12 protein-coding genes are annotated in these 13,303 nt (G+C 61.6%); 8 read left to right on the forward strand and 4 right to left on the reverse strand.

Features of this window, described 5'->3' with window-relative positions:
• Positions 1–3: 3 nt before the first annotated feature.
• The gene (locus ACPWR9_RS10875; RefSeq protein ID WP_426296940.1) at positions 4–690 is read right to left on the reverse strand and encodes a TetR/AcrR family transcriptional regulator; all 687 of its coding nucleotides are present in this window, start codon (positions 688–690) and stop codon (positions 4–6) included.
• Between the two features lie 185 nt (positions 691–875).
• Here ACPWR9_RS10875 and ACPWR9_RS10880 point away from each other — a divergent pair, with 185 nt between their 5' ends.
• The 7 genes from ACPWR9_RS10880 to ACPWR9_RS10910 are packed head-to-tail and all read left to right on the forward strand — an operon-like array spanning position 876 to position 8,762.
• Complete coding sequence (locus ACPWR9_RS10880) at positions 876–2,189, forward strand: alpha/beta hydrolase (protein ID WP_426296939.1); 1,314 nt, start codon at positions 876–878, stop codon at positions 2,187–2,189.
• Positions 2,190–2,232: 43 nt separating this feature from the next.
• Positions 2,233–3,147 carry a VOC family protein gene (locus ACPWR9_RS10885; RefSeq protein WP_426296938.1) on the forward strand — a complete coding sequence of 305 codons (915 nt, stop codon included), beginning with the start codon at positions 2,233–2,235 and terminating at the stop codon, positions 3,145–3,147.
• A 27-nt stretch (positions 3,148–3,174) separates the two neighbouring features.
• On the forward strand, positions 3,175–4,881 hold the full coding sequence (locus ACPWR9_RS10890; RefSeq protein WP_426296937.1) for an AMP-binding protein: 1,707 nt from the start codon (positions 3,175–3,177) through the stop codon (positions 4,879–4,881).
• Positions 4,878–5,375 (forward strand): acyl-CoA thioesterase, encoded by a 498-nt coding sequence (locus ACPWR9_RS10895; protein ID WP_426296936.1) that lies wholly within the window; start codon positions 4,878–4,880, stop codon positions 5,373–5,375. The genes ACPWR9_RS10890 and ACPWR9_RS10895 overlap by 4 nt, the downstream gene beginning before the upstream one ends.
• On the forward strand, positions 5,372–6,169 hold the full coding sequence (locus tag ACPWR9_RS10900) for a maleate cis-trans isomerase family protein (protein WP_426296935.1): 798 nt from the start codon (positions 5,372–5,374) through the stop codon (positions 6,167–6,169). Before ACPWR9_RS10895 ends, ACPWR9_RS10900 begins: the two co-directional genes overlap by 4 nt.
• A gap of 23 nt (positions 6,170–6,192) precedes the next feature.
• The gene (locus ACPWR9_RS10905; RefSeq protein ID WP_426296934.1) at positions 6,193–7,344 is read left to right on the forward strand and encodes an FAD-dependent monooxygenase; all 1,152 of its coding nucleotides are present in this window, start codon (positions 6,193–6,195) and stop codon (positions 7,342–7,344) included.
• A gap of 56 nt (positions 7,345–7,400) precedes the next feature.
• On the forward strand, positions 7,401–8,762 hold the full coding sequence (locus ACPWR9_RS10910) for an MFS transporter (RefSeq protein ID WP_426296933.1): 1,362 nt from the start codon (positions 7,401–7,403) through the stop codon (positions 8,760–8,762).
• Here the strand turns inward: ACPWR9_RS10910 and ACPWR9_RS10915 are convergent.
• From ACPWR9_RS10915 to ACPWR9_RS10925, 3 genes are read right to left on the reverse strand one after another with little or no spacing between them, the layout of a single operon-like run.
• Positions 8,728–10,311, reverse strand: coding sequence for an intermembrane transport protein PqiB (locus tag ACPWR9_RS10915; protein WP_426296932.1), 1,584 nt, complete (start codon positions 10,309–10,311; stop codon positions 8,728–8,730). The two genes, ACPWR9_RS10910 and ACPWR9_RS10915, sit on opposite strands and share 35 nt — an antisense overlap.
• Positions 10,308–10,757, reverse strand: coding sequence for a glycine zipper domain-containing protein (locus ACPWR9_RS10920; protein WP_426296931.1), 450 nt, complete (start codon positions 10,755–10,757; stop codon positions 10,308–10,310). The genes ACPWR9_RS10915 and ACPWR9_RS10920 overlap by 4 nt, the downstream gene beginning before the upstream one ends.
• Positions 10,758–10,795: 38 nt before the next feature.
• Positions 10,796–11,755 carry a SphA family protein gene (locus ACPWR9_RS10925; RefSeq protein WP_426296930.1) on the reverse strand — a complete coding sequence of 320 codons (960 nt, stop codon included), beginning with the start codon at positions 11,753–11,755 and terminating at the stop codon, positions 10,796–10,798.
• Between the two features lie 399 nt (positions 11,756–12,154).
• On the opposite strand from ACPWR9_RS10925, the gene ACPWR9_RS10930 reads away from it, so the two are divergent.
• Positions 12,155–13,300 (forward strand): BamA/TamA family outer membrane protein, encoded by a 1,146-nt coding sequence (locus tag ACPWR9_RS10930; RefSeq protein ID WP_426297957.1) that lies wholly within the window; start codon positions 12,155–12,157, stop codon positions 13,298–13,300.
• The last annotated feature ends 3 nt before the right edge of the window (positions 13,301–13,303 follow it).

Below are 13,303 nucleotides of genomic sequence, written 5' to 3' on the forward strand. Positions count from 1 at the left end.
CCTTTATGCCTTACCGACATGCCGTTCGAGCAAGTCGATATCGTCACGTAGCCGCTTGAGAATGCCCGCGGCATTCGGTGCGTGCAATTCGCGCCCGGCGTCCTGTCCGACGGACCGAAGCGCCATCTCTGCAATCTGTTCAGCGATTTCATCCACCTTGCGCGACCCGCTAGGCGTGAACCACCACGCCGTCCAGTTGCACATGCCGATGATCGAAAACGCGGCAATCTTGGCATCCATCACACGAAAATCGCCGCGCTCGATACCGAGTTCGATGGCGTGCCGAAACTGCTCCAGCACGGCACGGCGGGACTGTTCGGCGAGCTCGCGTTGCTCAGGCGGCAAATTGTCTTCATTGCGCTCGACCACGCGAAACGCCAACGGGTGCGTCAGGATCAAGTGCGCATGGCGCAACACCAGATGCCGCAGCATCGCAGCCGGTTGCTGCATGTCGCTTGGCAGCGCCTCCGAGGCCAATTGCCCGGCCGCTCGCGTGACCACTGTGGTCAACACTTCGAGAATCGCTTCCTTGCTCTTGAAGTAGTAGTACAGCGCCGGGCGGCTCACGCCTACCACGTCCGCAATGTCGTTGAAGCTGGTGCCGTCGAACCCGCGTTCAATGAACAACCGGGTGGCCACTTCCAGAATGTTCTCCCGCAACGCGTCGCTTTTCGTTTGTGCCTTCGTCATGGCCGCTCCTCTGGTCGTCTTTTGACGCAAGCGTCAGAAAGTCCCAACGATAACCAAATTTCATCGACACGCAAAGGCTATCGGGACTGCTGCCGGCGTGTTTTTACACATTCGTCAAATTTTCATCGAAATGTTTACTCATTCGTAAAAAAATGAACTAGCATGTTGAAAAAGGAGGTGACGACATGCGTCAACAGCATCAGCCAGAACCGGGTCATGCCGGGCGTCAGAGCCCGACGGCGGGGTTTCTGAATACCGACTGGAATCCGCGCGACCTGCCGCCGAACACGACCACACGCAATGTGGTGCTGCGCACCGCCGATGGTGCGGCGACGAGCGGATCGCTCTATGTGCCCGAAGGTTCGCCCGATACCGTGGTTTGCATCATGCATCCCCGTGAGTTCATGGCATGCCACTACCTGATTCCGGACATCGTTGGCGCGGGCTACGCGGCGTGGACGCAAGCGCCGCGCTCGGTCGGTAACGACATGCGTCTGGAGCACGAATTTGCGCTCTACGACGTGGCAGCAGCCATCCGGAACCTGCGCGACCTCGGGTTTAAACGCGTGGTGCTGGTCGGCAACTCCGGCGGCAGCGGGTTGTATGCGCTCTACGTACAGCAATCGAATCTCGCACCTGAATCGCGTATCGAGCGCACGCCCGCCGGGCGCCCGACGAAGCTCGCCTCGCTGGATATGCCGCCGGTCGATGGCATGGTATTCGTGGCACCGCATCCGGGGCAGGGCGCGTTATTGCAGACCTGTATCGACCCGTCGGTGACGAACGAGTACGACGCACTGTCGGTCGACCCGTCGTTGGATCCGTTCGACTCGGCCAACGGCTTCGCTCTGCCGCAGCGCAACGCGGCAGGCACGTCGCCTGCTGTGTCGACGCGCTATCAAGCCGATTTCGTCGCGCGTTATCGCGCCGCCCAAACCGCACGCGTGGCCCGCATCGACGCCATGGCGCGCGATCTGATTGCGGCGCGCCAAGGGGCTCGTGAACGATTGAAACGCGAAGGCGAGGCGAACGATGCTCGCCTGCGTCGCATGGCTGCCCATACGCCATTGATGACGATCTGGCGCACCGACGCGGACCTGCGTTGCTTCGACCTGACGCTCGATCCTTCGGACCGCAAGTACGGCTCGCTTTGGGGCAGCGATCCGTTCGCTTCGAACTACGGTGCGGTGGGGTTTGCACGTGTGTGCTCACCCGAAGCGTGGCTCTCGACGTGGTCGGGGTTGTCGTCGAACGCGCTGCTGTCCAAGACCGCCGCAGCCATCGAACAACCCACGCTGCTTATCGAATACACCGGCGATCAGGCGTGTTTCCCCAGCGTGATCGCCGACATTTATGCCGCCATTGGCGCAACGCAGAAGACGCATCGGCGCGTACGCGGCGACCACCATGGGCGAGCGTTGGCCGACGGCGAAGAGGCCGGTCGCTATATCGCTGGCCGCCTGCTACAGGACTGGCTGCGCGAGCACTTTGCCCAATGACGATGCCTTTTCCTCCGAACCCTTACGTCTCGGGAGACCCGACATGAAGTTGAACGATATCCCCGCACCGGATCTGGCCTTGCGCTTGCACGGCGTCGATCACACGGCGCGGCCCACGTGGCGCCTGCGAGAAACCGTCGAGTTCTATCGCGACATTCTCGGCTTGCCGCTCATCCACACGATTTCCGCCCGCGGCTGGGGGCCAGCGACGCACCCGGACTTCCTGCATTTCTTCTTCGATAGCGGAAACGGCAGCACGATTGCGTTCTTCTACTACCTTGGAAGCGAGGAGCCCGCCGCGCTCTCGACCCGTCCGGGCCGCGCGCCGTTGCCCGACGACCATGTGTTCGACGCCACCCACACCGCGTGGCTCGTCGATACCCAGGAGGATCTGCTGCGCTGGAAAGCCCGGTTGCAGGCACAGGGTGTGGAAGTTTCCGCCGAAACGGCCCATGAGGTCATCGAGTCGATCTACTTTCGCGACCCGAATGGGTATTTCATCGAAATCACGCGCAAGCTGCGCGCGTTAGACGCCACCGATGCCCGTGACGCCGCTGCGACGCTCGGCGCAGCCATGGCCATCGAGGATGCGGCGCGTGCGGGCGGTGAGCCGTTCGCTAGCATCGATCGCGTCTGGCGACGCAAAGCTGAGCAAGCCAACCCGACTGGGACGACACTGGCCGCACACGTCCCGGGGGCGAAATCGAAGGCGCTGCACATCTATGTGCTGAACGTGCCTGAATTCTCGTCGTTGATCGATGCGGCGCGCGAAATGCCTTCGTGCCAGTTGGCGGTGGTCGGCGACTACACCGTGATTTCCAGTGAGACACCGGTGACCTTCGAGCGCCGGGCGTTAGGACTGAAACCCGCGGTCTGGTACGGCTTGTTCACCGGCGGTCTCGATGGCCGGATCGAAAGCTTCGAGCGCGACGTCGTGAGAATTGCCCCGAACGCATAAGCGGCGCAGAGAAAAGCAGGAGACAACATGAGCGGTATTTTTCATCGAATCGACGGGGTGACGTACTGCCCGCCTGAACTGGCGCAGCGCTACCTCGCCTCGAACGCCTGGGTGGACACGACCTTGGGCGATGCGCTGCGTGCAACGGCCCGTCGGGTGCCTGATCGTCCCGCATATCTGAGCGACGAGGCGTCGCTGACCTTCGCCCAACTCGACGAGCGCAGCGAACGGTTGGGCGCGGCGTTGCTGGCACTGGGTCTGCGTCCCGGCGACCGGGCGATCTTTCAGATGGGCACGACGGTCGACACCGTCATCGCGTTGATGGGGGCTTACAAGGCGGGCATCGTGCCGGTGTGCGCCGTACCCCAATACCGGGAAGTCGAGATTGGCCAGTTGGCGGCGCAGTCCGAGGCGCGCGGCTATTTCGTGCAAGCCGATTTCTCCGCCTTCGATCTGGTGACCTTCGCGCGTCAGATGATGGCGCGCCACCCTTCGATCGAGCATCTGCTCGTGGCACGGGCGGGGCACGCCGGTGCTGCGCCGGGAAATCACAGCATCGATGCACTCATCGACGCGATGTCGCTGGAGCGCGCCCGTAACGTGTTGGGCGATATTCGCATCGGCAGCGAAGACGTATTGAGCTTTCAGCTCTCGGGCGGTACGACGGGCGTGCCGAAGATCATTCCACGTTTTCATGCCGAGTACATCGGCCACTCGCTGGCGTGGATGCAGCACATTGGCATGTCCGAGCACAGCCGCATGATCTGGTCGTTGCCGCTGCTGCATAACGCGGGACAACTCTACGTGCTGGCTTCGACGGTCGCGACCGGCATGACAACCGTCCTGATGCCGCGCGTCGACATTGCGCGGATGCTGACGCTTATCGAGATGCACGGCGTGACGCATGGCTTGTCGATCGGCCCAGTCGCGCCGCAGATGATCGCGTACAAGGACGTGGCGCGTCACGATCTATCGTCGCTGCAACTGTTCGGCACCATGAGCCGGGCCGATTCGCTGGAGGACCACCTCGGCGTGCCGTGCTTCAACCTCTACGGCACGACGGAAGGTTTGCTCATGGGGGCAGGGGCGCACTTGCCGGCGGCGGTGCGGCACCACACACAGGGCTTGTCCGGATGCGCGGACGACGAAATCGCCGTGCTGTTTCCGGGCACCGACATGCCGGTCGACGACGGGACACCCGGCGAGTTGTGCTTCCGCGGACCGTCCAGTTTGCGCGGCTATTACAAGGCGCCCGAGGCGACGGCGCAGACCCTCACCGCCGATGGCTTCGTGCGAACCGGCGACATGGTCACGCGCAAACGGATCGACGGCGTGGCCTGCTACGCCTTCGAAGGACGCCTGCGCGACAACATCAACCGTGGCGGCGAGAAGATCGGCTGCGAGGAAGTCGAAGCGTTTGTCAGCCACCACCCGGCCGTGGCCGACGCCAAACTCGTCGCCATGCCCGATCCGCTCTATGGCGAGAAGGGCTGTGTCTATCTCATCTTGCGGCCCGGCCATTCGGCACCCTCCATCGCGGAGCTTGGCGCATTCCTCGTGGGTCACGGGCTGGCCAAATTCAAATGCCCGGAGCGCGTCGAAGTGGTCGACGAGTTTCCCGTCACCCGTGTGGGCAAAGTCGACAAGGCATCGTTACGCGCGGCCATTGCGAGCCGGATCGCGGCTGAAGTGACCTCTGTCGCCCCCGACGAGCAGGCAAAGGAGGGCGCATGACCGGCACCGAATATGTGGTGAGCGAGTGTCCCTTTACCGTGCGCCGCATGGTGCGATGGGGGGAGTGCGACCCGGCCGGTGTGGTCTACACCGCGACGTTCTCGGACTACGTCATCTCGGTAGCAGAACTGTTCTACGGATCGCTGTTCGGCGGCACACCGCAGGCGGTCAAGACCCGCCACGACTTCGGCACACCGACGCGAGCGCTCGAATTCGACTTCCGCCGCTCGCTCTGGCCAGACGACATCTTCGACGTGCGCGTCGACGTTGCCGAGATCCGTACGCGGACCTTCACGCTGCTGATGACAGCGCGCTGCGCCGACGGTGAGACCGCATTCGTCGCCCGACTCACGCCGATCTGCATCCGGCGCGGTGAGCGTGCCTCTGTCGAGATGCCAGAAGTTTTACGGTCCGCCCTCGAACAATACCGAGCGCGTTGCGCAGAACACGAGCGTGCCGCGGCGCCCTCACTCGCAGGAGATATGAATTCATGAATGCAACATTCACGACAGCCGAAACACTATTTCGCATCGGCCAGATCGTCCCGAGCTCGAACACGACGATGGAGACGGAAATTCCCGCCATGTTCCGTGCGCGCGAGCAGGTGCTGCCCGAGCGATTCACGTTCCATTCCAGCCGCATGCGCATGCATCGCGTCGTCAAGGAAGAACTTGAAGCCATGAACCGGGAAGGGCTGCGCTGTGCGGCGGAACTCGCCGATGCCCGCGTGGATGTGATGAGCACGGCCTGCCTAGTGGCCATCATGGCGATGGGGCCGGGTTATCACCGTCAGGTCGAAGCGGACTTGCGGCGCGTGGCGCGCGAGAACCACTGCGAAGCCGCTGTCATGACGTCGGCGGGAGCGCTGGTCGCCGGGTTGAAGACGCTCGGTGCCCGCAAGATTGCCCTCATGGCGCCGTATATGAAGCCGCTGACGCAGGCAGTGGTCGAATACATCGAACACGAAGGCATCGAGGTGCTCGACGCGTTGTCGTTCGAGATACCGGACAACCTCGAAGTCGGCCGACGCAATCCCATGCAATTGCTCGACGACGTGAAACGGTTGAACACCGCCAATGCGGACGCCGTCGTGCTGTCCGCGTGTGTCCAGATGCCGTCGCTGCCAGCGATTCAACTCGCGCAGGACCGACTGGGCTTGCCCGTCACGTCGACTGCCGTGAGCACCGTGCGACAGATGCTCGATCAGCTCGGCCTCGCCCCGGTCGTGCCCGATGCCGGCGCACTGCTGGCGCTCGATGCTGCGCAACCGCAGGCCCGCCTGGCCTGAAATACCCGACACAGGAGTCGAACATGAAAATTGCCGTCATCGGTGGCGGGCCCGCTGGCCTGTACTTTTCGCTGTTGATGAAGCAGCGGCACCCGGAAGACCACATCGTCGTCCACGAGCGCAACGCCTTCGACGCCACGTATGGCTGGGGCGTGGTGTTCTCGGATATTGCGCTGGCGTTTCTGAAAGACGCGGATGAAGCCTTCTTTCGCAAGTTCACCGCGCATCACACGCGCTGCGACTATATGGAAGTCGTGCATCAGGGCGTGCCGGTTCGCCTGAGCAATAACCATTTTTCGCGCACCTCCCGCATCGACATGCTGCGCGTGTTGCAGCAGGCCTGTGCGGAGGCCGGTGTCGACGTGCGTTACAACAGCCACATCGTCGATCCGGCCCAGTTGCCCGACGCCGATGTGGTGATCGCCGCCGACGGCGTGAATAGCGAAGTGCGCACGCGCATGACTGAGCACTTCCAACCGACGTTCGACGAACGCCGCAACAAGTTCGCGTGGTACGGCACGTCGCAAGTGTTTCACCCGGTATCGCTGATCTTCCGGCAGACCCCGCAGGGCGTATTCATCGCGCACGCCTACCAATACAGCCCCGATCGGTCGACCTTCCTTGTCGAGGTCGACCCCGAGACGTGGCAACGCTGTGGGCTCGATACCGCGACGGAGGACGAGAGCCGCAGCTGGTGCGAGCAGGTATTTGCCGACGATCTGGCGGGGCACTCGTTGCTGACCAATCGTTCGAGCTGGTTTCAGGCGCGCGTGGTGAGTAACGCACGTTGGTCGCACGGCAACGTGGTGTTGCTTGGCGATGCCCTGCGCAGCGTGCATTTCTCGCTCGGCTCGGGTACGCGTATGGCGATGCAAGACGCCATCGCACTCTTCGAAGCCTTGTGCGCGCATCGCAACGACATTCCCGCGGCGTTCGACGCGTTCGAGCAGAGCCGCCGCACGGCGTCGGACCGCTTTCAGGATGCAGCGCGAAAGAGTCTCGACTGGTACGAATCGGTCGATACCCGCATGCATCTCGATCCCGTGAGCTTCGCTTACGACTACATGCGCCGTACCGGTCGGGTGAGTCACGAAGATCTTCGCCAGCGCGACCCGGCATTCATCGCGCAAGTGGAGCAAGCCGCAGCCCCGTCGCTGCGAGGCCACGCGGCGTAGTTCGCGTTGCCGTCACAACCTCAATAAAAACAAACATGCCCTATCAGGAGACAGCCATGGACCAGCAAGGCACCCGGGAAACGTCGGTCGACGTACGGGACTTCATCAACGCGGCCCCCGTGTCGCGCTTTCAGATCATGATCAGCGTGCTGTGCTTCCTGATCGTGGCATTGGACGGGTTCGACATCGCCATCATCGGCTTTATTGCGCCGCACATTCGCAGCGAGTGGCAATTGTCGATGGTGTCGTTGGGGCCGTTGTTCAGCGCGGGGCTGCTTGGGCTGATGGTCGGTGCGTTTTGCAGTGGTCCGATGGCTGATCGCATTGGTCGGCGTCACGTGTTGATTCTGTCGGTGGCATGGTTCGGTGCCGCTAGCGTCGGTGCGGCGTTTGCACCGAATGTCGAGTGGCTGATCGCGCTGCGATTTCTGACGGGGCTGGGGTTGGGCGGGGCCATGCCCAACGCCATCACGCTGACATCGGAATTCAGCCCGGAACGGCGTCGCGGCACGTTGCTTACGCTGATGTTCTGCGGCTTTTCACTCGGCTCGGCGTTGGGGGGCGTGGTGACGGCGTATCTCGTGGCGGGGTTCGGCTGGCGGGGCGTGTTGGCCATTGGCGGGTTGCTACCGTTGGCACTCGTGCCGGTGCTTTGGCTCGCGCTGCCGGAGTCGGTGCGTTTTCTGGCGATCCGAAACGGGACGCAGGCGCAGATCGCAGCCATTTTGCGACGTGTCGCGCCGAGCCGTATCGCGCCAGGGCAACGCTATTCGGTGGCTGACGAGCGTTCGCCCGCGTCGCCCGTCATGCAGTTGTTCCATCGCGACTATCGGCGTGGCACGGTGCTGCTGTGGCTGGCGTTCTTCATGAGTCTGCTGTTGCTCTATCTCCTCATCAACTGGCTGCCGATTTTGGCCGAGCGTAGCGGGCTCACGCTCAAGCAGGCGTCGATGTTTGCGGGCTTGTTGCAGGGCGGCGGTGTCCTTGGGGCGATTGTGCTGGGTATGCTGATCGACCGCTTTCATCCCTACAAAGTGGTGGCGGCGGCCTACCTGCTGGGTGCCGTTGCGGTGGCTTCGTTGGCGGTGGCCGACGGCGCGGTGTGGTTGGCGCTCGGCATTTTTGTGACGGGGTTTTGTGTGAGCGGGTCGCAGGTTTGCGCGAACGTGCTGGCGTCGGCGTATTACCCGACGTCCAATCGCGCCACCGGCGTGGCGTGGGCACTCGGCGTCGGCCGGGTGGGGGCGGTCGTCGGCTCGTTCGGCGGGGCGTTCCTGCTGGGTGCCGGATGGAGCAACGCGGGGTTATTCATGATTCTTGCCATTCCGGCCATGCTCGCCGCCATGGGGATCCTGCTTGTGGGCGTGCGGCCACGGCAAGCCCTCATGGCGACGGGTCCGTCGGCTTCCCGCGTATAAGCGCTTCAGGATGCAGCTGGAGGTATTCGGCAAGCGCGTTGAGCGACTTCAAGGTGCTGTTGAGTTCTTTGACTGCACCGCGGACGTCCTGCTGCATGGGGGCGTCCTCGGAAAGCGTCTTTTCCGCGGTGCCGAAGGTCTTTTTCGCCTCGCCGAGTGTGGATTTCGCTTCGGGCGCGATCTCGGCGTCAAGTTGTTTGAACAGCCCTTGCGCGCTCTCCATGGTCTGGTCGAGCTTGCGCAGGGAGCTGTCGAGATGCTGTCCGATGCGATCGAGCGGCATCTTATTGAGCTTTGCCGCGATGTCGGCCACCTGAATCTGCAACTGATCTAGCGTATTGGGTACGGTCGGTATCGTGGTCTCGCCATCGTTTTGCGGTGCTTGCGCCGGTGCCGCATGCGGGAAGAAATCTAAGGCGATATACAGTTGCCCGGTCAGCAGGTTGCCGGTTCTTAGCTGCGCCCGAAGGCCGTGGGCAACCAGTGCATTGAATACCTCACGTCGTTCATGTTGTTCCGCCGGCAGTTGTCCCGTTGGGTCACGCCTGCGCAGGCGTTCCGGATAAATCACGGCCGTCACCGGCATCACCAGACGTTTTTCCTTGGCATCGAACTGCACGCCGATCGACGTGACTTCCCCCAGCGTGATCCCCCGGAAATCGATGGGCGAACCTACCGAGAGTCCGCGTAACGACTGCTCGAACGTGAATACCACGCGTGCCGGATCCGCATCGGGGAATTTCATTGCACTCGCCTCATCTTCGGCGAGGAAGAACGCTTGCCCCGGCTTGGCCATCACGCCTGCGCCATTGTCTGCGGGCGCTTGAAAGGCAATGCCGCCGATGACGACCGAGGCCAGCGATTGCGTATTCACCTGAAAGCCGCCCGAATCCAGGCGCAAGTTGATACCGCTGGCATGCCAGAACCGCGTGTTGCTGCCGACGTATTGATCGAACGGGGCGCGCACGAAAACGCGCAGCGTAACGCCTTTGCCGTCGGGGTCTAGCCTGTAGGTCTCGACTTGACCGACCTGAATGCGGCGGTAGTAGATGGGGGAGCCGCTATCCAACGAACCGATTTCCGCGCTGTGCAAGACGAACGTCTTACCCGCTTGCCCGCTGGAGATGACTGGCGGGACTTCCAAGCCGACGAAGTGGGTTGCGCCGTCGCGCGATTTTCCGGCATCCGCGCCGATATACGCGCCGGAGAGTAGGGTAGACAGTCCCGAAACATTGCCGCCTGCGATGCGCGGGCGTACCACCCACCAAGTCGAGCCTTTCGCGGCGAATCGCTTGGCGTTCTTGGTCAAATCGACCGTGACGTGGACCGACGAGAGATCGGCGGATAGCTCGATATCCTTAACCACGCCGATATCGACTTCTTTGTACTTGACCTTGGTCTTGCCAGCTTCGAGGCCGTCGGCGCTCTTGAACTCGATGGTGATGGTCGGTCCGCGCTCGAGCAGCGTTCTTGCGACAAGTGTCAGCCCAATCAGCGCCGCGACGAGCGGCACCAGCCAGACTATCGAAACCGACCAGGGCTTGTTCACTTGACCGTGTATCCACGGCCCTCCATACACGCGCCGTACGCGTGCCAATACGTCGTCATCTCTGAACTCTGCGCGTTCTGTGCGGCCTGCGCCTGCGCAGCATGCTGGCGCCGAGAGCGCACACCGCCAGCGACGGCACCGGCCGTGGCCCCGACGGCCGCGCCGTGACCCGGGTCGTCGTGAGCGACGTCGCCGATGATGGCACCTGCTGCCGCGCCACGGGCGGCACCGCCGACGCGCGCACCGGTCGGGCCTTGCGGGGGCGGGGCTTGCTGCGCGACGACAGCCGGGTCGACGCCGGTGTTCTGTTTCGCCCACGCGTAGCAGGCACCGTCGTCGCTGCTCTGTTTGTCGGCGCTCTGGCCGTGGGCCGGATAGACCGCAGGTTTCTGCGCGAAGGCCAGTCCGGCACAGGCCAGACCGGCAACTAGGACGAGGGTTTTCATGCGACCTCCCATTGCTGGCAAAGGGATTGCGTTAAGGTTCAGAAGATGAGCGTCGCCGTTGCCATGAACGTCGCCGTGCTATTGAGGCGGTTGGTACTGGTGATCGTGGGCACCCAACGGGCGGAAAATGACAGTGGATGCTTGCCGTCGAGTTTGGTGTCGTAGGTGACGATCGGGCCGAGACCAATGTCATGCCCGCGAAAGCCGTTGAGCTGATCGGCGGTTGGGCCACTGTCGTTGCCAAGCTGTTGCACCGTGCCGACGATCAGGCCGACACCGAGCCCGTTGGAAAAGCGTTTGAGTCCCATGACGTCTAGCGTGAACAACGGGGCGTTCTGGTAATTCGTCGCGGTATTCCGGGTATAAAACTGCACGCCTGCGACCACATCGAACTCGAGATCGTACGCGGGCAGAATCTTCGTATAAGCGACTTGCGGAATAAACGTCCAGTTGTTCAGGCTGGGATTGGCGAGGGCGTTCGGATCGTAGCGGCCAGTAGGTGCCCAAATATTCACCGAGAAAGCAATATGCTCGGTTTTCGAAAAGTGATATCCGGCAGTCAACGGCGTAAAGCTGATATCGAACAGATTGGATGCGTTCTGCGACGTCGTCGCGCTTCGTCGATCAGTGCCTAGCGTTGCCGAGACTTTTGTCCAGATATACGGCAAGGTGAAACTGGACGCGAAATTCCAATTCCCCGTTCCGGTATCCCAAGTCTTCAGAATGGTCGCGAGGGTGAAGGCAATTTCGCCATCGAGACCCAGCGATGTCTTGCCGGCCACGGGCACCGACTTGCTGCCACCGATGCTGCCGTCGAAATAAATCTCCGCGAAATTGACGGCCACCATGGGAGACGGGGAAACGACACCTGCGTCGGGCTGCACGCCCGTCCCGCTAATTGGGCGTCCCAACCCACCTTCGGTGGCCAGTGACGGCGCACAACGCAGACCCAACATCGCAACGCACAACAGAGCCATCTTGAAGCGGCGTTTTGCCATAGCGATCATCTTCCATTGCATCGACAGATTTAGTGATTTTTCGAAATTCGGTGTGCCAATGCCGAATTTATGCCGAGCCCTCCATTGCTGTCGAAAAGTCTATATTGAACTGTTTGTCAACTCAATAGACATCCTGAATATATATTTGCCATAGTGTTTGACCGATTGCCAAAAACTAACTTATTGTCGCAAAAACTCGAAGAGAGAAATCGCATCTATGGGCATGACAATAATTTTAATTATTCATGAAAATATAAATATTACTTTTAAATCAGATTGAATTTCATCCCGGAATACGCCGCGTCCTTTCGGAGAGAGCGTGTGGTCGATTCTCAAGCACGGATAAGCAGTGGTCGGAAGGTTGTTTGGAACGGGGGCGTGGTGTTCTTGCTGGTCGCCATGACGTGGATGTCGACGGCGCTTGCACAGTCAAGCGCCGATACACCCGCCACCGAGCCATCAAACGCGGAGAAATCGAAGGAGAGCAAGCGCAGCGTCGTATGGCGCGATCCCGAAGACGGCAAATTCGACACGAGCGATTTCCTGCTCAACCACAAAGGGGCATTGCCTGTGCCGGTCGTCATCACGGAGCCTGCGATCGGCTACGGCGGCGGGGTGATGTTGATGTTCTTCTCGGAGTCGATGGCCGAGGCTGCCGAGTCAGCGAAAACCACTGGAGAGATGGCACCCCCGAATATCACAGGTATCGGTGGCGCCATGACCGAGAACGGCACATGGGGCGCGGGACTCGTCCACTTCCACACGTGGGGTGGCGACGCCATCCGCTATCTCGGCGGGCTCGGCAAGATCAACATGAAGACCGACTACTACGGTCTGAGTAATTCTCCGCGGTCGTACCAGCTAAATGGCTGGCTGACGATACAGCAGTTGTTGTTCCGTATCGGCCACTCCCATTGGTATATCGGGCCGCGCTATACCTACTTCGATTCGAACACGCATTTCACAGGACAAGTTGCGCAAGAACTCAACGTGCCCGACGTTGGGCGGCGTGTGGGCAAAGTTGGCCTTGTGATCGACTACGACACGCGCGACAACATGTTCTTCCCCAACCGGGGCAGTTATGCGGAGCTGGAGTTGCAAGCCGCAAGACCGTGGGCGGGAAGTTCGCAATCGTTCGAGACGTACAACGGCCGAGGCTACACGTGGCTGCCGATTTCCCATCAATGGGTGCTGGGCTTGCGTTTGGACGGCAGGTTCTCCAGTGGCGACGTCCCTTTCTACGAGCAGCCCTACGTCAAGCTGCGCGGTGTGCAGCAGGGGCGATATCAAGATCGCAACGCGGCGATGGTCGAGGCTGAGTTGCGCTGGAATGCTACGCCGCGGTGGTCGATTCTCGGCTTCACCGGCGCCGGGCGTGCCTGGGGGCGTTGGAAGGCGTTCTCCGAGGCGGATGCCGTCGTCAGTGTCGGGGCGGGGGTGCGTTACCTGATTGCGCGAAAGTTAGGGCTGGCCGTGGGCATCGACGTAGCACACAGCAAGGGCGAAAACGCGTTCTATATTCAGGTGGGCAGCGCATGGAATTGATGC

It is taken from the genome of Pandoraea pneumonica (assembly GCF_049918595.1).
In the GTDB taxonomy this organism is placed as follows: Bacteria; Pseudomonadota; Gammaproteobacteria; order Burkholderiales; family Burkholderiaceae; genus Pandoraea; species Pandoraea pneumonica_A.